This is a genomic window from Natrinema sp. CBA1119 (assembly GCF_002572525.1).
Taxonomy (GTDB): domain Archaea; phylum Halobacteriota; class Halobacteria; order Halobacteriales; family Natrialbaceae; genus Natrinema.
Map to the genome: position 1 here is coordinate 3606052 of NZ_PDBS01000001.1, position 24515 is coordinate 3630566.

Sequence of the window (24515 nt, forward strand, 5' to 3'; positions counted from 1 at the left end):
TTGATCTGGGGTAAGTGTTTGGGAGCGAAACCCACTGGTCGCCGTGACGGGGCCGTGATACCGACGACACCGATCGGGATGGGTATCGACTCCGTCAGTACTGGACGGAAAGTCTGAAAAACCGACAGCGATCACTCCGCGAGTTCGAACTGGTACAGCTGCTGGTCGCCGCGTTCCTCCCAGATCAGCTCCACCGGATCGCCGACGGAGACGGCCGCCGGCTCCGCGAGGACGTTCGCCATCACCGTCACATCAGCCCCCATCGCGACGAGCGCGACGACGTACGGTGTCTCCCCCTCGAACGCCTCCGTCGGAGCGCGGTGGACGACGGTGAACGATTCGACGGTTCCGCTCCCGTCCAGTTCGACTTCTTCGGACGCCGTGTGCCAGCAGTTCGGGCAGGCGGCCGCCGGGTAAAATCGCTCGTGACCGCAGTCGGTACATCGCTGGACGATGAACCGCCCGTCGTTGCAAGCGTCCCAGAATCGGGCCGTGTCTTCCGACGGCGTCGGGACGGGTTTGTCGGCCATTTTACCACGCCTCCATCAGCAGCGTCGCGTTCGTAGACAGGACGCCGCCGACGCCGTGAGCGAGCGCGAGATCGGCGTCCACCTGCGTCTCCGCTGCATCCCCTCTGATCTGGCGTGCGGCCTCGAGAATGTGAAAGACGCCCGCACCGGCGTAGGAGAGTTCCCCGCCGTGCGTGTTCACCGGTAGTTCGCCGTCGATCGTGATTCCCCGCTCGCGAACGAACGAGCCGCTTTCGCCTTTCTCGCAGAATCCGAGATCCTCGAGGAGGAGGAGCGGCGTGATCGTAAAGCAGTCGTACAACTGCGCGACGTCGACATCGTCGGGGGTGCGATCGGCCATCTCGAACGCCGTCGTCCCGCTCGCTGCCGCGGGCGTCTCCAGCAGGTCGTCGCGTCTGTGGATGTACTCCGACCCGTGTCCCTCCCCGTAGCCGGTCAGCTCGACTGGGGCTCGCGTCTCCTCGGCCGCATCGGCCGAGGACACGACCACGGCGCCGGCACAGTCGCTGATCAACGCGCACTCGAGTTTGTGCAGCGGCGACGAAATCAGCCCCGAGGAGAGGACATCGTCGACGTCTATCGGTTCGGTGTGCTGTCCGGCCCCGCGCATCGACGCGTGTTCGCGGCAGGCGACCGCGACCGTTGCGAGCTCTTCCGCGGTCGTTCCGTACGTCGCCATGTGCTTCTGTGCGATCAGCGCGTACATCGACGGCACCAGCGGCCCGAACGGGTTCTCGAACTCGGGGTGCCCGACCTCCGTCGCGAGACTGCTGACCCCGTCGTCGCCCTTGGAGAATCCCGTTCGCCGATTATCGCCGAACGCGACGACGACGTTTTCACACTGACCCTGTCGGACGGCGTTCGCAGCGTGACAGACCCCGACGAACGGCGTCGCACCGCCGAGTCGAAGGCTCTCGTTGTACGTGAGATTCAGTCCCAGGTAATCGGCGACGACCGTACTGTGCATCAGCTTCGGATCGACGAGTGAGTACCCGGTGACGAGTCCGTCGATATCCGCTTTCTCGAGGCCGGCGTCGTCGACCGCCTCGAGACAGGCATTCGCATAGAGGTTGATCGAATCCATATCCGGCGTCTTCCCGATCGGCGATTCCCCGATACCGGTCACTGCGACCCGCTGTGTCGAACCCATGTACTGTTACCCGCCACATGACCACATAGTTCTTGTTGAAGCGAGGGTCTCGCTCGCGAAAAACGGGCCAGAGAAGTCGTTCGGATCGACCCGGTGGTCGCGACACCGCCGATCGGCTCGGTTACTCGTCGTCGGCGTACTGGACCATCTTCCGATGGTCCCAGACGACGCAGACGTCGTCGTCCTGATTGGAAACGGTCGTCCGGAGCGTGACGACGCCGCCTTTCTCCTTCTCCTCGAGGTCGGTGACTTCCTGGACCGTTCGAACGGTATCGCCCGGGAAAACGGGGGTCGGGAACCGCATGTTGTCGATCCCGTAGAGACCGACGACGGTCCCCTCCGTGTAGCCGATCTGCGTCGTCAGCCCGAGCCCGATACTGAACACGAGCGGGCCGTGGGCGATCCGAGAGCCGAAGATCGTCTCCTCAGCGTACTCCTCGCTGACGTGTATCTCGTTGTAGTCACCCGAGAGACCCGCGAAGGACGTCACGTCGGCTTCGGTGATCGTCCGGGTTCTCGATTCGAACATTTCTCCGATCTCGAACTCCTCGAAGTATTTGCCGCTCATCTACGCGTCGACTCTAGCGGGGAGGGGGTATAGAGCTTGGTGCAACTGGTCCGTCGGCCGTCACCGAGCGTGCGGTCAGCAGCGGCCGAACTGAGATCGAATCCGCATCCGGCGCCTTCCCGATACCGACGAGTAAGAAGTGATAACCCATTGCGCCACGTGGATCGAACTGTTCGCATGCAACCACTGAGAGGAATTGACGTGCTTGACTTTACCCAGTCGATCGCCGGCCCCATCTGCACCCAGTCTCTGGCCATCCTGGGCGCAAACGTTGTGAAGGTCGAACCGCCCGAAGGAGACGCCTTCAGGCCCCTTATCGAGGGCTCGATGTTCGCGTCGTGCAATCGGGGAAAGCGAAGTATCAGTCTCGATCTGAAAAGCGAGTCGGGGCGGGCGATCGCTCGCGACCTTGCGGCCGACGCGGACGTCGTCGTCGAGAGCTTCCGACCGGGAGTGATGGAGGGCTTCGGCCTCGGATACGATGATCTCAGCGCGGAAAACGACGACATCGTCTACTGTTCGATCACCGGGTTCGGGCAGGACGGCCCGTACGAGGAGTATCCGGCCTACGACCCGGTCGCACAGGCGATGTCCGGCCTCATGAGCGTCACCGGTCCCACCGACGGCGACCCGGTTCGCGTCGGAACGAGCGCGATCGATTACTCGACCGGGCTGACCGGCGCGATGCTCGTCATGGGCGGGTTGATCGGCGACGGATCGGAGAGCGGGACCCACATCGACCTCTCGTTGTTCGACGTCGCCACGACGTGGATGGGGTACTGGGTCGCCCACTACACGTCGACCGACGAACTCCCCAAACGCGCCGGAGCGGGGCTCTACGGAATGGCTCCGTACGGTATTTTCGAGGCCGGAGACGGACAGCCGTTTTACCTCGCGACGGCCTCGGAGAAACTGTACGGCCGCCTCTGTGACACCCTCGAGCGGCCGGACCTGCTCGAGGACGATCGCTTCGGGACCGCCGAGGACCGATGGGAGAACCGCGACGTCCTCCGGGCGGAACTCGAGTCCGAGTTCGGTGCGTTCGATCGCCGGGAACTCGTCGAATCGTTAGCCGAGTCCGGCATTCCCGTCGGACCGCTTCAGTCCATCGACGAACTGGTCGACGACGACCCCCACGCCGACCACCGGGACCTGTTCGTCGAGACGTACAATCAGCACCTCGAGACTGAGTGTCGGACGACGCGAATGCCGTTTCAATTCGCCGAACACTCGCTCGAGCCCGCGTCGTCGCCGCCGCGAAACGGCGAACACACTCGAGCCGTCCTCGGCGAAAACGGCTACGACGAGGAGACGATCACCGAACTACTTGATGCGGGTGTCGTGGGAGAATCGGCGTAATCCAATCTCGCTGACGGCACTGCCCGTTTACCGGCCGCCGTTCGAACCGAGCATACCCCGATCGCCGGCCGAGAGACCGGCTCGAATCGCGTCGGAAACAGTCCACATTCCGCTCGCGATGCTGTCGATTCGCTTCGTCGAGACACGGTCGAAACGGGAGAGGATTCTCGCGTGCGAATCGGCACGGATCACCGTCGACGGAGCACTGTCGACCGTCCGTCGGTTGACGCGTTCGTCCCGCAGTATTCCAGCGGACGTCTCCAATGAGCCGCACTCGAAAAAAGAGAGGGCTTCAGGCGGGAGCGGCCGTTGCCGACTCCTGACGTTCCATATAATGGAACGCGACGACAACGAGGACCGCCAGAACGAATCCGCCCGCCTGGATGGTCGACGTTCCCCAGAACATGATGGCAACGAGCACGCCCACTCCGACGGTTTTGATGCCGACGGAGACGTACCTGTTGTAGTCGATGTTGAAGTGGATGATAGTGACGATCGCGATGAACGTCGCGAGCAGGTAGATGAACGTCAGCGGTGTGTCACTCCCCCACTGAGCGATGCTCGGGTGGTAGATAATCGTGTACGGGAGGATGAATAGCGGCGCTCCCATGATCATCGCCTTCTTCGCCACCTGGGTGAAATCCGCTTCGGCGATACCGCTGGCGATGACGGCCGCGAGTGCGACCGGTGGCGTGATTGCCGACAGGATCGCGAAGTAGAACACGAACAGGTGCGTGTTGAACTCCGAGATGCCGAGGTCTCCGACGGCCGGTGCGACGAACACCACGACGACGACGTACGCGGCGACGGTCGGCATCCCCAGGCCGAACATGATCGACAGGATCATCGCCACGAGGAGTAACGGGAAGAGGAGTTCTCCCGAGAGGCCCAACATGAGGAACGACAGTTCCTGCACGATGTTTCCGCTGCCGAGCATACTGACGAAGATCGCAATCGCACCGAGGACGACCATGATCTCCGCGCTGGCTATCGCACCTTTCTGGAGGCCAACTAGCAGGTTACGACCGTAATCCCGGAGCGCAGACCGTCTGTCACTCATGAGGATCATGTTCCAGACGAGCTGGAGTCCGATGAGGGAGATGACCGAGTGGAAGCCGGCGGTAAGCGGCCCAGTCTGTCGGATTCCGAGGTCGTAGATGAGGATCAGCACGGACGCGAGCAGAGGCAAGTAGACGTACCACGGTTGGTCCGCGTCCTGCGTCGTCTCCAGGACCTGCTCGTCATCTGCGTCGGACTTGCTGAGATCGTACCCTTTACTGACGTAGTAGACGGTGATCGACACGGTGAGGTAAAAGATAACCGCTGGGAGCAACGCCCCCACGACGACGTCGAGGTAGCTGATGTTCAGGAAGGAGGCCATGACGAACGCCGAGGCCCCCATAATCGGGGGAAGGACCTGGCCGCCCGACGAGGCGTTCGATTCGATGGCCGCAGCGGTTTCGCCGTCCATCCCGTAACTCTTCATCAGCGGAATCGTCACGGCACCCGTCGTCGCGGTGTTGGCCGCGGCACTGCCCGATATCGATCCCATGACGAAGCTCGTCACGACCGCCAGTTGCGGCACGCCGGACTGCAGGTGTTTGTTCATCCGTCTCCCGAAGTCGATAGCCAGTTGCAGCGCACCGAACTCGATCAGGAGACTCGCATAGACGAGGAAGATGACGATCCACTGCGCGCCGACGCCGGGGAGGAATCCGAAGAGTCCGATGTCGAACACGAGGGAGGACCGCTCGAGGACACGCATTAGCGTGATGCTGCTGTGACCGAACGCCCCGGGAATGTACGATCCGAACATCGCGTACCCGACCGACAGAACGACGATCCCGGAGACGAAGAACCCGTATCTGAGGTACGTGAAGAGGAGTATTAATATGACTAATACGAGCGCGAACATGTACTCCATCTGCGTGTAGTTGAGAATTCGAGACAGCATCTCGGAGTACGTCGTCACGAAATAGTACGTGATGTAGAGCATCAACGCTGACGTGGCCAACTTCGCGACGAACAGCACCTTGCCGGAGATCGCATCCAGATCGGCTTCGACCAGCTGGACCATCAAAAACACCGATAGACACAGCGAAATGATGGTATGTTGGTCGCTATTTACGAGATACGTATACCCGTATGCGATGTGATAGACAGAGAAGACGAGTGCGCTGAGGGTGAGTAACAGCCATTGTGCGTTCTCGAGCGTGAAATTCAGTGCCGGTAACTGGTCCCCTTTCTCTTCTAAACTCAGTTCCTGATCGGAGGATGTGTTCGACATGATTGGAGAGTGAAAGGACTGCTACTTATCCTTCGATCAGGTCTTCGTTCCAGAGATCGTTCTCCTGATACCACTCGACGGCTCCCGGATGGACCGGCGACTGCGTGAGCCCCTCTACCGCGTACTCCTCGTTGAACAGTCCGAGGGCGTCGTGGACGTCCTGAATCTCTTCTACGTTGCTGAACGAGATTTCACAGAACTCCTTGACGAGTTCGTTACTGAGGTCAGGGTGAACGAACCACTGGTACGGCGCCGTCGGCGATTGGACCGTGTCGATGTTCGTCTCGAACCCGAAGACCTCGTTGACCGGCACCTCGGTGACGTTGAGGTACGGGTCCTCTTCGATCGTCGAAAGCTGATCGTCGCTGAACTCGAGGACTCGCAGGCTGTCCATGCTATTTAGCTGTTCGGCCCATCCGGGAAGCGACGTCCCGCTCGCCATCACGTACGTGTACGCGGCATCGACTCGTCCTTCCTCGAGAGCGAAGGGAATGTCCGACCAGTCTCCCTGTGTGAGTTCGATGTCTTCGTAGAGTCCGACGCTGTCGAAGGGAATTGCACCGACGAAGCGGGACCCGGCAGCGCCGTTGTGAACGGTCTTCCCCGCCAAGTCGTCGATCGATTGGATGCTATCGTCCGCCGTCACCCAGAACGGACGGATATCGGCGATCGCCATGACCTGTTGTGGGACGGTCGGAACGGTGTTGTCACCACCGAACTGGGCGCCCGGTCGACTCTCTTCGTTATAAGAGGCCATCCCCATCGCGCTCGTCCCTCGAGTGATGTGATTCTCACCCTGGGCACAGAGCCTGTAGGCCTCTTCCGACCCACCAGTCGTGTTGAGGGTCAGGTTGATATCCGTATCAGCGTTCTCGAAAAGCTGGGCCCACCCGCTTGCCTTTATGTATCCGATCGTTCCCTCGCGCGTAATCCCGAAACTCCAATCGGTGGTATCACTTTCAACGCTACTATCACCGTTTCCCCCACCGATACAGCCCGCTAACCCTGCTAGTCCCGCTACACCTGCGGCCGTCATAAAGCGCCGTCTGTTGTACGACATCCGTGTCATGATGACGCCGTCTGTTGTACGACATCCGTGTCATGATGACGCCGTCTGTTGTACGACATCCGTGTCATGATGACACAATCCAAACCATATATACTTATTTGTATATATCACATACATTCGGCAAGAATTGAAGAGGGAATGAAAACCGACGACCTCGTCTGACGACCGACACACCCATCGGCCGATTTCGAGTCACTTCGACCGAGCGAAACGCGGGAGAGCGAACTCACCGTTCGATCCATCAGTAGGACTTCGGCAGTCCCCGTTCGCGCTCGGCGATGAAGGTCTTCGCCAGTTCGTTGGAAACGGGACCGATCTGGAAAAAGCGAGCGTCCCGCCACAACAGATCGATATCGTACTCCTCGTCACCGACCAGCCGCCAAACGTCTGCATTCCGTGGCTTGCCGCCTCGTATGCGGCGTTCGATGTCACGACTTTCGCCGAATTCGCAGCGATCCCGACGCCGTCGCCGTCGCGGTCGACGAGAAACATCGTGATCCCGTGGGTCCGGTCCCTCTCGTCGGCTATCGGATGCCCGTCCGATCGGCGCTCACGCGTGGGCGATCTCGAGTTCGAGTTCGTTCACCGTCTCCAGCAGTGTCGTCGAAAGCTCGTCTTTCACGCCGGGTCGGCCGAGTCGGTTCGCCGGCACCGAGACGCTCATGCTTCCGAGGACACGCTTCTCGTCGTCGAACACCGGAGCGCCGACGGACCAGAGTCGCTCGACGTATTCGCCGTCGTTGAACGCCAGTCCTCGCGAACGGACGTTCCGAAGCGCTTCCCGGAGCGCATCCAGGTCGGTGATCGTGTTCGGCGTTACCTGCCGCCGATCGGATTCGGAGACGATCATCTCGATTCGTTCCGGCGGGAGGTTGGCGAGTATCGCCTTGCCGCTCGCCGTCGCGTGCAACGGCACGAAATCTCCCGTGTGAACTCCGGTTCGGACGGCGTTCTCGCCGGTTTCCGAGTAGAGGAACACCGCGTTCGTTCCCTCCCTGACGACGTAGTGGGCGCGTTCGCCCGTCCGTCGAGCCAGTTCCACCACCTTCTCACGGGCGGCGATCCGGTGTGGTTCACGACGGCGCGTGTCCAATCCGAACTGAAGAAACCGAAGCGAGAGTTCGAGATCGTCGCCGGACTGGACTAGGTAGCCGGAGCGTTTGAGCGTCTCGACGTGGCTGTGAACGGTGCTTTTTGCGAGGCCGGTCTCGTCGGCGAGCGCCGTCACGCCGGCCCGGTCGTTTTGGTGAACCGCCTCGAGGATCGCCAGCGAATTCTCGGTTGCGTCGATCATGTGTTCCTCCGGCGGGGTCTCACGGCCCGTCGATCGGTAGTTCGCCCCTGCCGAACGAGATGTGGTTCGATCAGTTGCCACATAACGGTGCTGTTTCCCGTTCGGGAGGCCCTGCCGAACGAGTTCCGGATGGACGTTCGTCTCGCATCGATGCGCGCCGTCGAGAATTCGGTCCAAAGATGTAAGCTGGCGGTCGACAGCGGGCAAATTCCGCCGAACGATCGTTCCGTGGACGCGTTCACGCCTCCCGAACACCGAATCCTCACGAACCCTGTCTCGTCGCATTATTTTCGAGTGATTTCAACGTTTATTTTCTGAAACACTTATGATCGTGGGTCATGTCAGATGAGGCATCCGCTATGATCGGGGAAGACACGGTCCTGACAGACGAGGAAGAGGAGTATCTTGCCGACGCGATAACCACCCTCGAGACCGAGGTGTTCGTCGATGGGCTCGGCCACGACCACTTCCGAGCACTCGACGAGAACGAGGGCTCTCGAGAGGAGTGGCAGGAGTACGTCAGCCGCATGGGGGACGCCGGCTTCAACGCCATCTCGGTCCCCGAGGCGCACGGCGGTCCGGGCGGGACCATCATCGAGACGGTGCTGGCCGAACAAGCGATCGGCTACTGCGGCAACATCGTCCACGCCTGCCAGACATCGCTGACGCAACACGTCGGACGGACGATGTACGAACACGGCAACCAGCACATCACGGAGGAGTATCTCGAGCCGATGGCCGCGGGCGATCTCGTCGTGGCGCAGGCCTATACGGAACCCCGGAGCGGAACAGATCTCGCCCATCTCGAGACCGACGCCGAGAAGGACGGCGACGAGTGGGTGATCAACGGCGAGAAGCGATTCATCGACTTCGCGCCCTACGCTGACTTCTACTTCACGCCCGTGCGTACAAGCGGCGAAGACGGCGACCGTGAGGGCGTCTCGATTATCGTGATCGATCGTGATACCGACGGTATCGAACTCCTGCAGGACCAGTCCGATTGGCACGGCTTCCGGGGGACTGGAGCGTCGTGGATGCAGTTCGACGACGTCCGCGTGCCCGAGGCCAACCTCGTGGGGAACGAGGGCGAGGCGTGGTCGTACATCACCGACGAACTCAACCTCGAACACCTGACCGTCGCCCGCTACTGTCTCGGAGCGAGCCAGCAAGCGCTCGAGATCGCCGCCAACTACACCGCCAACCGAGAGGTCAACGAACGACCGGTCTCGCGGTACCAGGCCGTCAATCACAAGGTCGCCGAGATGGTGACGAAGCTCGACGGGGCGTACCTGCTTAACACCCGTGCAGCCCGGATTATGGACGATCGCGGCGTCTCCGCCGGCCGGATGGAGAGCGCGATGGCGAAGTGGCTCGGCAACGAGCTGGCTCACGAGATCGCCGACACCTGCATCCAGATCATGGGCGGAATCGGGACGACCACGTCGTATCCGGTCGAGCAGACCCAGCGCGACGTCCGCGCTGGCAGGTTCATGGGCGGTGCGACCGAGGTCATGAAGAGCGTCGTCCAACACGACGCCTACCAGCTGCTTCTGGACGAGGAGTTCGACGCCGACCTCGTCGGCAACGAACGCGAGGGGCTCCCCTGGTTGAGCGAAGACGAGCAACCGGCACGGATAGCGGACGAGTAGCAGCTCGAACACACCGCAGCGAATTACGACGGTCGATTAACCGTAGCGAACCACGACGATCGATTAACCGTAGCGAACCACGACGATCGATTACACCGTAGCGCATCGCTCCGAACGATCGCACCGTCTCACAGCAAATAACGGGCGGCTCCGCTGACGGAGATACGCTGCTCCTCCATCGTCGCTATCGAGGATTGCAAGGGTTCTCACCCAGTCGAAGAGCGCCTCCGAACTGCGGCGTGTCGTTATTCCCCGTGGAACTCCGGATCGCGTTCCTCGAAGAACGCGTCGACGCCTTCGCGGTGGTCTCGAGTCGACTGGAGTAATCCCTGCGACGTCGCTTCGTTCCGGATCGCCGTCGCGAAGTCGGCCGTAGCGCCCGCGTTGAGGTCTCGTTTCGCCAGCGCGAGCGCCTCGGTCGGCGCCGACGAGAGGTCCGAAACCCACTCGTCGACCAGGGCGTCGAGGTCCCCCGGCGGGACCGCATCGTTAATCAGTCCGATTTCGGCCGCCTCCTCGCCCGAAATCGGTTCGCCGGAGAACACGAGTTCCTTGGCTTTGTGGAGGCCGACGAGTTGCGGAAGCAAGAACGAGCCGCCGAAATCGACCGACAGTCCGACGTTTCTGAACACCTCGCCGAACGTCGCGTCCGTCGCGGCGAACACCAGATCACCCGCCAGTGCGAGGTTCGCACCGCCGCCCATCGCGACGCCGTCGACTTCGACGATCACCGGCTTCTCGAGGGAGAACACTCGCTCGACCGTGTCTCTGACCTGATACAGGACTTCTCGCCGCATTTCGGGCGGCGTGACGTTCCGTTCGCGACGGCCCTTCATCCGGCCAATGTCGCCGCCCGCACAGAAGGCATCACCGGCCCCCGACAACACGACGCAGCGGACATCGGGATCGCGCTCGACCCTCTCGAGGATGTCCGACAGGCGCTCGACCAGGGCGTCGTTCAGCGCGTTGTACGTCTCCGGTCGGTTCAGCTCGACGCGTGCCGCACCGTCGGTCACGTCCAGGAGAACGGGGTCATCAGTCATCGCGTCTCGCCTCCGTCCCGGAGCCGCCTTCGTCTTCTCTCGTCGGTTCTCGTCTTCGGCAGGACGCATGCCGTTCCGGTCATTCCGGGCCGCCCTCCGATGCGATCGACTCGAGTCGAATCTCGGGGGACTCGCTCGGTGTCAGCGGTAGCGGTTGTCTCTCCTCGGCAGGTTCGAACAGGACCATCGTAGTACGATTTCACGCACCAGCGCATAAAACTAGGTCTCAGCCGGCTTCGACCTGATTTACTGGTGGCAAGCCGACGAATTCGCCGGCGATTGCTCGTCCGTGACCGCGGATCGATGCCGTCGCGACGGTACGGCCGGAGACGGAGAGTGGACCGCACTCGCCGTTTCGTCGTCGAACTCGTGTCGGAACGCTTACTCGATGACGCCGTTGTTTCGGAGGGTTTCGATCCGTTCGTCGGAATACGCGAACTCCTCGAGCACTTCCGTCGTGTGCTGCCCCTTCGTCGGCGGTGGACTGCTGTATCCGGGCCGTTCGCCGTCGGACTCGAACGTGAACGGAAGGGCCGCGATATCGACCGGCTCGTCCACTTCCGGGTTGTACGATTCGGTGAGCATGGATCGGGCCTCGAGATGCGGCAGTTCGACGACCTCGTCGATCGAGCGCACCGCGGCCGCGGGAACGCGCGCCTCTAACAGGAGCTGCTCGAGTTCCTCGGCGGTGTACGAGGCGAACGCCTCGTGTAGTTCCTCCCGCAACTTCGGCCGGTGTTCGATCCGATCGTCCATCGTTTGATACTCGGCGCTGTCGAGCAGATCGGACCGATCCACGGCCTCACAGAGTCGTTCGAACATGGTCTGGGTCATCGTGATCAGATACACGTAGCCGTCCGCTGCCTCGAAGAGTCCGTTGGGGGCGCTTCCGATTCCCTGTTCGCCGTTCCGTTCCGGCACTTCTCCCGTCGTGTCGTAGTTGGCGATCCAGTAGGACATCCAGGAGATTCCGACGTCGAACAGCGAGACGTCGATGTGGTCACCCTCGCCCGTCTTGTCCCGCTCGCGGATCGCGGCCATGACCGCGAAGGCGGCGTTGGTCCCGGTGCCGCAGTCGATCAGGCTCGAGCGGATTCGGACGGGCGGTCGGTCCGGGTAGCCCGTCGTCGCCATCAGGCCCGACATCGCCTGAATGCACGGATCGTATCCGGGAAAGCTGCGGTTCGGACCAGTCTGTCCGTACCCCGACAACGAGCAGTAGACGATGTCCGGATTGTCCGCGGAGATTGAGTCGTAGTCCAGACCGTACTCGTCCAGGACGCCCGGGCGGAAACTCTCGATCAACACGTCGGCTTTCGCGGCGAGGTCCGTGAGAAGCTCCTGTCCCTCGTCGGTCTTCAGATCGACGCAGATGCTCTTCTTCCCGTTATTGTAGGCGGAAAAGAGACTCCCCTTCATCAGGGGTCGAAAGGCGTCTCCGTTCGGGGGCTCGACCTTGATCACTTCCGCGCCCATCTCACCCAACATCTGCGTGCAGACCGGCCCGGCGATCGATTGAGTAAAGTCTATGATATTTATGTCTTCTAACGGTTGCATGCCAAGTAGTCGCAGAGACGGATATATAAACATTCGGTCCCGGTCGATTCGGAGCGTACGCACCAGTGGGCTGATCGTCCGCGCTCGTGCTGCCGGCCGGGGAACTCATACGTCACTGACGGACCGATCCCACGCTCGAGCACACCGGCCGACGCGACGAATATCGCCCCGCTCGAGACGGGATGGACCGTGCTCACCGGTAGTACGATAACGGTAGGGGCCTAGTATCGAGGAGAAGATCATGAAAGTCCACGACGCAGTCATTAGACTGTTCAACGAGGAGGGAGTCGATACGCTGTTCGCGCTGATGAGCGAGGACACGATGCGCACGCTCTCGACGTTACACGACCAGTGGAGCGGAGAAATTCGCGTCGTCCACACGCGCCACGAGCAGGGCGCCGTCGGAATGGCCGACGGCTACTCGCGAGCGAGCGACGACGTCGGCGTCTGTATGGTCGGTCGAGGACCCGCCGTCGCACAGACCGGCACCTCGCTCGTCACGGCTCGGAAGAAGGGGTCGAAGTTGCTCGTCATCGTTCCGGAGATGTCCGTGTCCGACTCCTACGATATCAAGGACTTCGAACAGGAGTCCTTCCTGAAGTCGACGGTCGGTACCGTCCGTACCGCTCGAAGCCCCGAAACACTGCTTTCGACGCTCGAGGAGGCCTTCCGGAGCCTCCGAGTCGGAGAGGGGCCGATAGCGGTCCAGGTTCCGTGGGACGTACTGGACGGCGAACTGCCCGACTCTGACGTCGAGACCGACCGAAATCGATCGGTAGCGGCGACGGACGCCGCCACATCGAACGCTCGACTCCACCCCGACGACGACGCGATCGATGCGGCCGTCGACCTGTACCTCGATTCGGACGCGACCAAAGTCCCGATAGTCGTGGCCGGTCGCGGTGCGATTGCGGCGGACGCGAAGGACGCGATCGAGTCGTTCGCCGAGCGGACGAACGCCGCGCTCGCCACCACCCTGCAGGCTCGAGGCTACTTCGACGATCATCCGTTCTCGCTCGGGTTCGTCGGCGATTTCGGGAGCAATATCGCAAACGAACACCTGCACGAGAGCGACTTCGTGCTAGCGGTCGGCTGTAGCCTGAACCCGTATACGACGGACTCCGGCCACCTCGTCGAGGACGAGACCAAAGTCGTCCACGTCGATACGGACCCGAGCGCGATCGGGCGGTACGAGCCCGTCGATCTCGGCGTCCGAGGGGACGCCCGGCTGACGGTCGACGCGCTGACCGAGCGGCTGGAGGCACACGGAATCGACCGAAGCGGCGAGTTCTGGACCGATCGGTTCCGGAACCGGATCGCGGACACGCCGTCGCTAGACGAGGACGAGTTCCCCGAACAGGAGGGACGAATCGATCCGCGAGAGTTGGTCCGCGGTCTCGATTCCACCTTGCCCGAAAACCGCGTGGTCGTCAGCGACGGTGGACACTTTTCGCGATGGGTCCTCGACGGGGTTTCGACGCCGGAGCCAGCCGATTTCCACTGGACGCTCGACTTCGCGGCGATCGGGCAGGGACTTTCCCACGGGATCGGCGCGGCGTTGAACTCGGGTGACCGCACTCCCGTCACGTTCTGTGGCGACGCGGGATTCATGATGGCGCTTCAGGAGGTTGACACCGCCGTCCGCCACGAGATCCCTGTGACCATCGTCGTCATGAGTGACAGCGCCCTCGGAACGGAGTATCATAGTTTACAAACCGCCAACAAGTACGCCGACGTCGCTCTCTTGGAGGCACCCGACATCGCGGACGTCGCACAGTCGCTCGGCGCGGACGGCTACACCGTTCGCTCGAGCGACGATCTGGACGCTATCAGCGACGTTCTCGACCACCGACCGGACGGGCCGGTCGTCGTCGACTGCAAGACGAACAGCGCCGTCCGCCATCGAAGTAAGATGTAGCGGGCTGTCGAAGTGCAGGCTGTCGAACGACGCATCGTCGAAACCGCCCCGCCTCCACCGGTTCGTTTTCTCGCGCCCGTCGCCCGTCGGCCCGCGTCCGTCAGTAGTCCGAACGCGGTGGGTTCCGAAAATCCGTCGTCGTCCGGCTCAGCGTCAGTACCGGTACGCTTTCGTGCGTCTACCGACATGGCAACGCATGGATCTCGGATTGGACGGAAACGTCGCGCTGGTTACGGCCTCGAGTAGCGGTCTCGGAAAGGCGTCCGCGAAAGCCCTCGCGAGGGAGGGCGTACACGTGGTTATCAACGGGCGAGACGAACAGCGGTTGGCCGACGCCGCCGAGGAAATTCGGGCGGTCGCCTCGGGAGACGTGATCGCACAGTCGGGCGATCTCACGGACCCCGAGGACGTCGAAACGCTCGTGGCGCGACCCGTCGAGGAGTTCGGCCGATTGGATCACCTCGTGACGAGCGCCGGCGGACCGACGCCGATGCGCCCGCTCGAGCCGGACGACGACGAGTGGTACGAGGCGTTCGACCTGCTGACGATGAGCGTCGTTCGGGTCGTCCGCGAAGCGGCGGAACACCTCCGGAGCGGTGACGGCGGCTCCATCGTCGCCATCGCCTCGATAGCCGCCAAGCGAGCGGACGGCGGGAACGTCCTCTCGAGTTCGGTGCGGACGAGCGTCGTCGGCCTCGAGAAGGTGCTCTCGAAGGATCTCGGTCCCGACGTTCGCGCCAACGCCGTCTTGCCGGGCGTCCACGAAACGCCGCGTCTCCAGGACGTGTTCGAAGCGGCGGTCGAGCGGGGCGAGTACGACTCCTACGAGGAGGCGAAGGCCGCCAGAGTGGCATCGATTCCGGTCGAGCAGATCGGCGATCCGGACGCCTTCGGCGACGCCGTCACGTTCCTCTGCTCCGACCGGGCAGGCCAGATAAACGGTGCGGCGGTCCCGATCGACGGCGGGGAGAGCGATTCCATTTTCTGAAGGAGTAACCGTTTGCAGCGGGTTCGGCTACGGAACACCGGTTCGCAGCCCTACGCGGTCGGAGGTAGCAGATGTTTCTGCCTCATCGGCAATCCACGTCGGCGGTTTCGTCCGTCGCTGAGCTCGTGATGCGTCGCTGAGACGGGAGCACTCGAGATACTCGCGCCTGACACTGGAACCCGCTCCACTCGATCCGGAACACGGAGTGCGAGCGTTCTATTCAGGGTGGAAGCACAGATAGTTACAAAACCGCCCGAATTCTCCGGAACAGTCCGGAAAATGTCGGTCTCGGTCGGGGCTGATGGGTGTTCGAGTATACGGAATGTTTATACACCAAGCTACGGTATCTGTTCTCATGGAAACGTACACCGATCCGGGAACGGTGAAGGCGACGCGGACGACGTTCGAGATCATCGAAACGCTCGCCGAAGCGGACGGCGGTCAGATCACCGAGATCGCGGACGAACTCGGCCTCGCGAAGAGCACCATCCACCGGCATCTGGCGACGCTCGAGGACCTCGAGTACGTCGTCAAAGACGGGGACCGGTATCGAATCGGCTTTCGGTTCCTGGAACTGGGTGAAGGGACGAAAAAGCGCACCGACACGTACCAGATGGCGAGTCAGAAAGTCAAGAAAATCGCCGAGCAAACCGCCGAGCGGGCGCAGTTCGTCGTCGAGGAACACGGCAAGGCCGTCTACGTGTTCGGAGAGACCGGTGAACACGCCGTGCAAACCGACTCCGTGATCGGCAAGTACCGGCCGCTCCAATCGATGGCCGCGGGAAAGGCGATCCTCGCACACCTCCCCGAGGAGCGCGTCGAGGAAATCATTCGACAGCACGGACTGCCATCGCTGACCGAGAACACGATTACGGACGAGGACGAACTCTACGAGGAACTCGAGGAGATCCGAGAGCGGGGGTACAGCATCAACGACCAGGAAACGATCCCCGGGCTCCGGGCGATCGGTGTCCCGATCGAGTGCCCGGACGGCGGCGTCTTCGGCGCGCTCAGCGTGTCCGGCCCCACACACCGCGTGCAAGGCGATCGCCTCGACGAAACGATTCCGAATATCCTCCTCGGAACGGCGAACGAACTCGAACTGGATATGAAATACTCCTGAACCCGCACTGTGACGTTCGTTTCCGGGAGAACGCACCGTGGTCCGAATTTCGGCCCGATCTGACCGTCTCTTCCCAAAACCCGTTCTGATCGGTCCGTAGCGTATCTTCCCAAAACCCGTCCCGATCGGTCCGCAGCCATTCGATTCACCGACGCGGTGCTATCGATCGTTTCTCGATAAAGAACGGAATCCCGCTGTCGCGTCGGGACGGGCTAGCCGGAAAACTTGTCGCGACGGTACAGGTCCAGTTCGCTCACCGTGTTGGGCGTCTCCTGACGCGCGGCGAACGCGATCGCGTCGGCGACGGCTCGAGGCCCGGTGACTTCGTCCTGTTCGTAGCGTTCCTCCGAGGTTCGTTCTCGGAACTCCTTGCCGAACTCCGTCCGGACTTCCGACGGGTTGACGATGCTGACGGCGATATCGTCCGTCCCGACCTGTCCCGCGAGGCTCTTCGCGAATCCGCGGGTCCACCATTTCGTCGCCGCGTACAGCGGCGCGTCCGGACGGGGGTTCTTGCCCGCGTAACTCGCGACAAAAATCGCCGTTCCGTTCGTCTCGCGCAGGTGCGAAATCGCCGCCCGGGCCGCGTAGAACATCCCGTCGACGTTCACCCCCATGACGGTCCGATACTGGTCGGTCGGAAACTCCTCGACGGGCGTCTCGGAATCGGTCGCGATCCCCGCGTTGTTCACCAGCACGTCGAGACGGCCGAACTCCGAGACCGTCTTCTCGACGGCCGCCTCAACCTCGTCTTCGTTGCTCACATCTGCGGGACAGACGAGCGCCGACGCGTCGGTCTCGGATTCGATTTCGGCCGCGAGTTCCGTCAACCGATCCTCTCGACGGGCGACGAGTGCGACGTCGGCACCATCGGCTGCGAGTGCGCGAGCCGTTTCCCGTCCGATTCCCGCGCTCGCACCGGTAACGATCGCTCCGTTGTCTGCCAGTGGGTGGGTTGCCATCGGTGAGACATTGTCGCGGTGATGCTAAACTCTACGTGTTACTGCTGTAACCGTATTCAGCCCCGTGTCGTTTCCGACGGGGCCGCTCGAGGGGCTTCCCCCACTCACGGCGCATGCGTTCCATCAGCGGTGGAGGTCCGATGATCGACCGCCGGAAGAGGATGAAACGGTCGGCTACAATCCGAGCCGAAAGAGACGGTTCGCCGCGAGGATACCGAGGCCGAGGATCATGATTCCGGCGAGCAACGTGAACGAGACGTCCCACCCGTACAGGTCGGCGAGAATACCGACCACGACGCTGCCCGTCGCGCCCGTCGTCATGTACGCGGTCCTGACGAGCCCGAATCCGGTACCGCGCTCGGACGCCCCAAGGAGATCCATGAATCGCGACTGGATCGGCGCTCCCCAGCTCATCGCGAGGCCGATGAACAACACCCCCGCGACGAACTGCGGGAGGCTCCCGGCGACGACGAGCAGTCCGTACCCGACGATGCCGGCGCTCATCGTCACGATCGCGGCCGAATCGCGACCGATTCGATCCGAGAGCCCGCCCATCAGCGGTTGCGTGAGCCCGTGGACGACGAAATACAGCGAGAAGAGCGCGCTCGCGATCGCCGGCGAGAGTCCTTGCCCCTCGGCGAAAAACGTCGGCAGGAACGACGCCGTCGCCTGCCAGACGAACGCACAGAGAAACGAGAGCAGCGTCGTGTACGCGATCGACGGCCGGGAGAGCAGTTCGACCATCGCGCCGAGTTCGGCCCGTTCGCGCATCGGCTGCTCGGGTCGGTCCGGCTCCGTCGGGCGGATTCGCCACGCGAACAGGACGAAAATCGGGGCTGCGACAAAGAATCCGAGTAACACGCCCGCTCGCCACCCGTACCGAACGGCGATCAGCGTCGCGGCGATCGGCGCGACGAGGCCCGCAACGGGGCCGCCTGCGATATGCAACCCGATCGCGCGACCCGTGTTTGCGAACTGCTTCGTGAGATATGTCGTTGCGACCGTGTAGTGGAGCCCAGCACCGACGCCGAGAACGATCGTGAAGAGGACGAAAAATTCGTACGACGGAGAGACGGCGAGCAGCAGACTGGCGATCGCGGTCAATCCGATCGCGACGAGAATGACTCGCCGTTCTCCGAACCGATCACCGAAGATGCCGCTCGGGAATTGGGTGAGCGCGTACGTCGCCCACATCAGCGATAACGCGGTTCCGAGAGCCGCGTTCGAGACGGCGAAATCGTCCGTGATAGCGGGAACGAGCGGGCTGATCGCGAGACGAGCGGCCATCGTCGCCATGAACGCAAATGTACAGAGAAGCAGCGCCGTGTATTGATATCGCCAGTTCACAGGCTCCCTACAGAGAGCCGATGAAAACGATTTGTGGTATCGGACTATCTGGCCGAATTACGAGTCGGCACCGTCGGAACGCATTGGGACAGTCAACAGACGGACTCGAGAGGGACGCTGACGGGATCGAGACGGACTGATTCGACGGCGGTCATTACGACGACAGCAGGTCGTCGGCGATGATGCGTTTCTGTATCTCGTTGGTTCCCTCGAAGATTCGAGTCACTCGAGCGTCCCGCCAGTATCGCTCGACGTCGAAATCAGTCGTGTAGCCGTAGCCGCCGTGAATTTGAATCCCCTCGCTGGTGACCTCCTCGGCGATATCGCTGGCGAAGAGCTTCGCCATCGCGGCTTCGGCGTCGGCTCGCTCGCCGGAATCGACCGCGTCGGCGACGAGCAGCGTCAGCGCCCGCGCGGCCTCGACCTGCGTCGCCATGTCAGCCAACTTGAATCGGATCGCCTGAAACTCCGAGATCGGTTCGTCGAACTGTACGCGTTCCTTCGCGTACTGCACCGAGTCCTCGATCGCGCCGCGGGCTAATCCCACCGACCGGGCGGCGGTGTGGACGCGGCCTTCCTCGAAGAAATCCATGATCTGATAGAATCCGTTCCCTTCCTCACCGCCGACGAGCTTGTCGGCGCTAACGCGCACGTCGTCGAAATTCACCTCCCACGTTTTCCAGCCGTGGTAGCCGATCTTGTCGATCGCCTGGCCGCTAAGGCCGTCGCGATCGAACGTCCCGGCCGGCTTCTCGACGATGAAGCCGGAAATACCGCGGTGTGCTGGCTCCGCGTCCGGGTCAGTGACCGCGTACGTCAGAATGAAATCCGATCCCTTCGCGAACGTCGTCCACGTCTTCTGACCGTTGAGGACGTATTCGTCGCCGTCGCGCTCGGCGCGGGTCTGCATGTTCGCGACATCGCTGCCCGCGTTCGGCTCGCTGATCGCGATACTCTTGAGCGCGTCTCCGGACGCCATCTTCGGCAAATATTCCTCTTTCTGCTCGTCCGTCGCTCCCGCGAGGCTCTGTCCGCGCGCGATGATACTGCCGACGCTGAGCCACCCTCGAGAGAGTTCCTCAGCGATAACCGCGTACGATTTCAGGTCCATCCCGAGTCCGCCGTACTCCTCGTCGATGAGAACGCCGAAAAACCCCATCTCCCCGAGCTGGTCGACGAGTTCGGCCGACATCTCCTCTTTCTTCGGGTCGCGTTCGCTCGCCTCCGGGCGGACCTCGTTCGTGACGAATCGCTTCGTTTCGTCGCGCAGTAGTTTATGTTCGTCTGACAAGATGGTGTCCGAAATGTTGTTCATACGTGTTCCACGTTACGCCGGTATTTATTAAACCTTTTAATATATTCCAGATCTGTCGCTCAGTGAGCGAAGGACGATGGTGATTTGCCAGGGGAGTCATCAGCCGCCGAGATCGCTGGCGTCCCACGTCTCCGTCGAACAGTGCGAAGCAGCACTCGAGCGGCACTTACGCAGCATCCGTGCGGCGGCCGGTCCGACTACACAACTATAAGCGCGGCCCACGTTAACAGGCCACGATGGATGAAATCGATCACATCGCACACGCAGTCTGGGACCTGTCGGACGCGCTCGAGACCATCACGGCGGTCGACGGCGTCGAACACGTCTGGACCCTCGAGAGCGAGAAATGGCAGTACCGAACGGCGTACCTCCTGTTCGGTAGCGATATGTTCACCCTGCTCTCCCCGACGAGCGAGGGGAGTTTCGTCGCCGACTACCTCGAGCGAAACGGCCAGGGACTTCATCACATCGGTGCCACCGTTGCGGACCTCGAGACGGCCGTTGCACAGCTGACGGCGGCCGGCGGGGAGGTCGTCATGGAAGACGTGGTTTCGGGCGTCCGAACGGAGGCGACCCTCCATCCCAAATCGCTGTTCGGCCTCCAACTGCAACTCATTGAGTGGCACGACGATGTCGGACCGACCGCGCGCGACCACATCGAGGCGATGCGCGCCGCCGCGGCGGACGATCGACTCTGAACCGACGAGTTACGCGACCGTCTCGCCGACGTTGTCGATCGTCTCGCGTATCTCTTCGACGGTGGCAGTGGTCGGCGGAAGCAGCGCGAGCGTGTCGGCGATCCCCTCGTACCGCTCGAAGAGGTGCTCGACGGCGTCCGGACTGCCGGCGATCGCGATCTCGTCGAGGAGGTCGTCGCTGACGGCCGCTCGAGCCGCGTCCTTCTCCCCGGCCTCCCACTCGTCCTGGATCCGGTCGGCGACGTCCCGGAACCCGTGATCGGCCACCGCATCGTAATGGAAATCGCCCATCGCGCCGACGTAGAACGCGATCATCTCCCGGCATCTGTCTCGAGCCCGCTCGCCGTCTTCGAGGACGCAAGTCGTCACCCACGGGATCGTCGCGACCGCTTCGGGATCGCGATCTTGCTTTCGAGCGCCGCGATCGACGTGTTCACGCTTCGCCGGGAGCGCCGACACCGGAATGCGGTTCGGCATCCATCCGTCGCCGAACCCGCCCGTCAGTTCGATGTTCGTCTCGCCCTGCGCGGCGACGTAAATCGGAACGTCCGAGCGATGCGGTTCGAATCGGAGACGGAAGTGACGGAGGTCGAACAGCCGGCCGTCGTAGGTCACTTCGTTCCCAGAGAGGACGCGTCGGACGATCTCGATCGTTTCGCGCTGGCGGCGCAACGCCGGCTGAAAGTCCACGCCGTGCCAGTTCTCGATGACCTTCGGCCCCGACAGGCCCAGCCCGAGTACCGCCCGTCCGTCCGTGAGTTCGTCCAGCGTCGCCGCTCCCTGCGCGATCAGCGCGGGCGACCTCGAGTAGACGGGGATGATTCCCGTTCCGAGCCCGATCGTTTCCGTACGGGCCGCGAGGTAGCCGAGACGGGTGAACGCTTCCCGACCCCACGTTTCGGGGACCATCACGAGGTCGTATCCGGCGTCCTCCGCCGCGATCGCGAGGTCACACTGCTCGACTGTGGTGACGTCGCCGGTGGCTGGCAACGGTAGCGCGAGGTCGTACGATGGCATACTGTAACAAACGAGAAGAGACCGTGTTAGCTGTTTCCCACCCGACGCGAGCGCCGGACCATTCATGTGGTCACCGCTCGCTCTAGTCGGTACGATGTCGAACGAAGGAACGTCCAGGGTGCCGTACATCACCGCAAAAGAGCAGCTATCGGAGGACTGGCACGACCACTACGATCGGATCGCGGCCAGCCGGGGCCACGTTCGCGGTCCATTCAGCGTCCTCATGAACAGCCCGGCGGTCGCGACTAGAATCGCAGATGTCGGAACGTACGTGCGCTTCGAGGGTACGCTCCCGGGTCCGGTGCGAGAACTCGCGATCATCACGACGGCCCGGGAACTCGACTGCGCCTACGAGTGGGCGATACACGAGCCGCTGGCTCGAGAGGAGGGGGTCGCTGACGACACGATCGATATCGTCGCCGCTCGAGAGCCGACGGATCCCCTTTCGGCGACCGACGCGCTCGTCGTCCGCTACGGTCGCGCGTTGTTCCGCGAAAACGAGATCCCGGAGTCGCTCTTTCGGTCGGCGAGAGATCGCTTCGGCGTCGAAGGAGTCACTGAACTGACGGTGACGTTCGGCTACTACAGTATGCTGGCCTGCGTCCTGAACGCCTTCGCGGTTGACCCGGGAGAATCGCTCGAGCAGTGGTGATCCCGTCTCGAGTGCGTGTCTCACAGGTATCGACGCGCCAGTGCGAGCCACATTCTCAGCAGGTAGCTCGCTCAGTCGTTCGATCGAGCGACCAACACGACGGCGAGGCCGGCACAGAGTACCGTCACGCAGGTGAGCACCGCGAATAACGCGGGTGTACCGCCGTAATCGAGCGTGACGCCAGCGACGGCCGAGCCGACCGCGCCGATGCCGAACAGTCCCAGATAGATGTACCCGAACGAGAGGCCGTGGCTCTCCGCCGGGACGTACTCCGCGATGAGACTCTGTGCGATCGGTGCGAACATGTAGATGAAAAATCCGAGTGCGACGCAGACGGCCAGCAGTGGGGCGACGCCGATTGCGGAGGCGGGAACGAACAGCGCGGATGCGATACCGAGCGCGATGAACGTTCCGAGAAGGGCCGTCTCGGAGCGTCCCCTGTCGCTGATCTTGCCGCCGGTGTACTGCCCGAAGATACCGACCAGCAGGAGTCCTGAGTAGGCGATCTGGCCCGCTTCGATCTCTCGATCGCCGACCGCGACGGTCTCGAACATCGGCAAGTCCGTGAGGACGTCGGGGAGGAACGTGAAGATCCCTCGATAGTAGACGCCGTACAGGATCTGTATCGCGAACACGAGAACGAACCCACCGATCAGCAGGGTCCGCGTGTTCATTACGACGTTACGAAGCGACGCGACGAGGGTCGGATTCGCCGTTCGGTCCGAATCGGGTTGCGCCGAGGCCGCCTCGGAAACGGTGTCGTCGAACGAGACGAAGAGACCGACGATAACGCAGATCGCTGCCGGGGCGGTGAGGAGGAGCGCGACCAGTCGCCACTCGAAAAACGCGAGCAGGACGATCGCAGCGAGCGGAACGACGACCATTCCGACGTTTCCCCCGGCACCGTGGTACGCGAGCACCGTCCCTCGTTGCTCCGCGCTCCGACTGATGAGCGACAGTCCGGACGGATGGTAGAGACTCGCCATCGCGCCCCAGATCATCAGCGTCACGGTGAGCGCCGCGACGGATTGAAGCACGCTCAGCGCGGCGAACGAGAGCCCCATGCCACCAGTGGAGAGCAAGACGAGCCGTTTCGATCCGTATACATCCGCCAACACGCCCGCGAGGGGCGCGAACAGTCCGATGAGGGCGTACCCCGCCCCGACGACGAGTCCGAGCGTCGTCGCCGAGACGTCGAACATCGAGAGCCAGATCGGGACGAAAAGCGGAATTACCAGCTCGAATCCGTGAAACACCCCGTGACCGAGACCCGTGAAGACCGCAATAGAGGAGTCGTTGTTCTTCATCGTCCGTCTCTCACGAAGGCAATGTTCAATATTCTACTGATTACGGAACGGTGCCGCGTCGCCGTGGCCGATTTCGACGTTCCGGCCCCCTCGAGACTCAGTCACTCGTGGCGACGATCACGGGGCGGTCGGCGGAGAGGAGCAGGGACTGCGTGACGCTTCCGAAGATGGCTTTCCCGGCGGGGCTGCGCTTTCGCCCGCTGACTGCGATACTGTCCGCGTCGATTTCCTCGGCGACCGAGAGGATCACTTCGGTGGGTTCGCCGTGTTCGCGTCGCGTCACCGGATCGATACCGGCCGCCTCGAGGACGCCCTCCGCGGCCGTCACGCTCTCCGGGAGATCGTCTTCGTCGTATAGTTCGGACGAATCGATCCGCGCATCGCCGTCGGTTACGTTGAACTCTTCGAATACGTTCAAGAGGACGACCTCGATCTCTCCCGGGAGATTCGCGACGGCTTCGGCCGCCAGCGTGGAACGATCTTCGTTCGTATCGACCGCTAGTAGTACCTTGTACATAGTTGTACTACCAGTCCCACCTACTTATCTCTCCGGGAAGTTCCACCGACGGTCGCCCGCGAGTCGGTGAGTTCGGGTCCAACACGCAGTTCCACCGACATTCCCAGTGACGATGCTCCCACCGAGTTCGAGCGACGAGGGCTCGAAAAGACGCGTCGCACGGAC

21 protein-coding genes are annotated in these 24515 nt (G+C 62.4%); 7 read left to right on the plus strand and 14 right to left on the minus strand.

What is annotated here, in order from left to right:
* Positions 1 to 131: 131 nt before the first annotated feature.
* The 3 genes from CP556_RS17740 to CP556_RS17750 all read right to left on the minus strand — a co-directional run bounded on the left by CP556_RS17740 (position 132) and on the right by CP556_RS17750 (position 2248).
* A complete protein-coding gene (locus CP556_RS17740) occupies positions 132 to 530 on the minus strand; it encodes a Zn-ribbon domain-containing OB-fold protein (RefSeq protein ID WP_098726819.1) in 399 nt (132 codons plus the stop codon).
* 1 nt (position 531) lies between these two features.
* Positions 532 to 1680, minus strand: coding sequence for a thiolase C-terminal domain-containing protein (locus CP556_RS17745; RefSeq protein WP_141551707.1), 1149 nt, complete (start codon positions 1678 to 1680; stop codon positions 532 to 534).
* A 121-nt stretch (positions 1681 to 1801) separates the two neighbouring features.
* Complete coding sequence (locus CP556_RS17750) at positions 1802 to 2248, minus strand: MaoC/PaaZ C-terminal domain-containing protein (RefSeq protein ID WP_098726821.1); 447 nt, start codon at positions 2246 to 2248, stop codon at positions 1802 to 1804.
* A 177-nt stretch (positions 2249 to 2425) separates the two neighbouring features.
* On the opposite strand from CP556_RS17750, the gene CP556_RS17755 reads away from it, so the two are divergent.
* Positions 2426 to 3607 carry a CaiB/BaiF CoA transferase family protein gene (locus tag CP556_RS17755; protein WP_098726822.1) on the plus strand — a complete coding sequence of 394 codons (1182 nt, stop codon included), beginning with the start codon at positions 2426 to 2428 and terminating at the stop codon, positions 3605 to 3607.
* Between the two features lie 292 nt (positions 3608 to 3899).
* On the opposite strand, the gene CP556_RS17765 is transcribed toward CP556_RS17755, so the two are convergent.
* The 3 genes from CP556_RS17765 to CP556_RS17775 all read right to left on the minus strand — a co-directional run bounded on the left by CP556_RS17765 (position 3900) and on the right by CP556_RS17775 (position 8257).
* Complete coding sequence (locus tag CP556_RS17765) at positions 3900 to 5894, minus strand: TRAP transporter permease (RefSeq protein ID WP_098726824.1); 1995 nt, start codon at positions 5892 to 5894, stop codon at positions 3900 to 3902.
* Between the two features lie 25 nt (positions 5895 to 5919).
* On the minus strand, positions 5920 to 6963 hold the full coding sequence (locus CP556_RS17770) for a TAXI family TRAP transporter solute-binding subunit (protein WP_098726825.1): 1044 nt from the start codon (positions 6961 to 6963) through the stop codon (positions 5920 to 5922).
* A 550-nt stretch (positions 6964 to 7513) separates the two neighbouring features.
* Positions 7514 to 8257 carry an IclR family transcriptional regulator gene (locus CP556_RS17775; RefSeq protein WP_176548233.1) on the minus strand — a complete coding sequence of 248 codons (744 nt, stop codon included), beginning with the start codon at positions 8255 to 8257 and terminating at the stop codon, positions 7514 to 7516.
* Positions 8258 to 8595: 338 nt separating this feature from the next.
* Here CP556_RS17775 and CP556_RS17780 point away from each other — a divergent pair, with 338 nt between their 5' ends.
* Complete coding sequence (locus tag CP556_RS17780) at positions 8596 to 9906, plus strand: acyl-CoA dehydrogenase family protein (protein ID WP_098726827.1); 1311 nt, start codon at positions 8596 to 8598, stop codon at positions 9904 to 9906.
* Between the two features lie 245 nt (positions 9907 to 10151).
* On the opposite strand, the gene CP556_RS17785 is transcribed toward CP556_RS17780, so the two are convergent.
* Together CP556_RS17785 and CP556_RS17790 are read right to left on the minus strand one after the other, a co-directional pair.
* Complete coding sequence (locus CP556_RS17785) at positions 10152 to 10949, minus strand: enoyl-CoA hydratase/isomerase family protein (protein ID WP_176548234.1); 798 nt, start codon at positions 10947 to 10949, stop codon at positions 10152 to 10154.
* Positions 10950 to 11330: 381 nt separating this feature from the next.
* Positions 11331 to 12506, minus strand: coding sequence for a CaiB/BaiF CoA transferase family protein (locus CP556_RS17790; RefSeq protein ID WP_098726829.1), 1176 nt, complete (start codon positions 12504 to 12506; stop codon positions 11331 to 11333).
* 241 nt (positions 12507 to 12747) lie between these two features.
* Here CP556_RS17790 and CP556_RS17795 point away from each other — a divergent pair, with 241 nt between their 5' ends.
* The 3 genes from CP556_RS17795 to CP556_RS17805 all read left to right on the plus strand — a co-directional run bounded on the left by CP556_RS17795 (position 12748) and on the right by CP556_RS17805 (position 16535).
* Positions 12748 to 14424 (plus strand): thiamine pyrophosphate-binding protein, encoded by a 1677-nt coding sequence (locus tag CP556_RS17795; protein WP_098726830.1) that lies wholly within the window; start codon positions 12748 to 12750, stop codon positions 14422 to 14424.
* Positions 14425 to 14620: 196 nt separating this feature from the next.
* A complete protein-coding gene (locus CP556_RS17800; protein WP_098726831.1) occupies positions 14621 to 15412 on the plus strand; it encodes an SDR family oxidoreductase in 792 nt (263 codons plus the stop codon).
* Between the two features lie 355 nt (positions 15413 to 15767).
* Positions 15768 to 16535: an IclR family transcriptional regulator gene (locus CP556_RS17805; protein ID WP_098726832.1), complete on the plus strand. Its 768-nt coding sequence runs from the start codon at positions 15768 to 15770 to the stop codon at positions 16533 to 16535.
* 212 nt (positions 16536 to 16747) lie between these two features.
* Here the strand turns inward: CP556_RS17805 and CP556_RS17810 are convergent, their stop codons facing one another.
* From CP556_RS17810 to CP556_RS17820, 3 genes are all read right to left on the minus strand, one after another.
* Positions 16748 to 17497: an SDR family oxidoreductase gene (locus CP556_RS17810; RefSeq protein ID WP_098726833.1), complete on the minus strand. Its 750-nt coding sequence runs from the start codon at positions 17495 to 17497 to the stop codon at positions 16748 to 16750.
* A 174-nt stretch (positions 17498 to 17671) separates the two neighbouring features.
* Complete coding sequence (locus tag CP556_RS17815; RefSeq protein ID WP_098726834.1) at positions 17672 to 18844, minus strand: MFS transporter; 1173 nt, start codon at positions 18842 to 18844, stop codon at positions 17672 to 17674.
* 154 nt (positions 18845 to 18998) lie between these two features.
* Entirely contained in the window at positions 18999 to 20159 is a 1161-nt protein-coding gene (locus tag CP556_RS17820; protein WP_098726835.1) for an acyl-CoA dehydrogenase family protein, read from the minus strand.
* Positions 20160 to 20395: 236 nt separating this feature from the next.
* Here CP556_RS17820 and CP556_RS17825 point away from each other — a divergent pair, with 236 nt between their 5' ends.
* A complete protein-coding gene (locus CP556_RS17825) occupies positions 20396 to 20857 on the plus strand; it encodes a VOC family protein (protein WP_098726836.1) in 462 nt (153 codons plus the stop codon).
* Positions 20858 to 20866: 9 nt separating this feature from the next.
* Here CP556_RS17825 and CP556_RS17830 read toward each other — a convergent pair whose 3' ends face one another.
* Complete coding sequence (locus CP556_RS17830) at positions 20867 to 21874, minus strand: LLM class flavin-dependent oxidoreductase (protein WP_176548235.1); 1008 nt, start codon at positions 21872 to 21874, stop codon at positions 20867 to 20869.
* Positions 21875 to 21968: 94 nt separating this feature from the next.
* On the opposite strand from CP556_RS17830, the gene CP556_RS17835 reads away from it, so the two are divergent.
* Positions 21969 to 22526, plus strand: coding sequence for a carboxymuconolactone decarboxylase family protein (locus tag CP556_RS17835; RefSeq protein ID WP_176548236.1), 558 nt, complete (start codon positions 21969 to 21971; stop codon positions 22524 to 22526).
* 71 nt (positions 22527 to 22597) lie between these two features.
* Here CP556_RS17835 and CP556_RS17840 read toward each other — a convergent pair whose 3' ends face one another.
* The gene (locus tag CP556_RS17840; protein WP_098726838.1) at positions 22598 to 23833 is read right to left on the minus strand and encodes an MFS transporter; all 1236 of its coding nucleotides are present in this window, start codon (positions 23831 to 23833) and stop codon (positions 22598 to 22600) included.
* A gap of 97 nt (positions 23834 to 23930) precedes the next feature.
* Positions 23931 to 24350, minus strand: a complete 420-nt coding sequence (locus tag CP556_RS17845) for a universal stress protein (protein ID WP_098726839.1) — start codon at positions 24348 to 24350, stop codon at positions 23931 to 23933.
* Between the last annotated feature and the right edge of the window lie 165 nt (positions 24351 to 24515).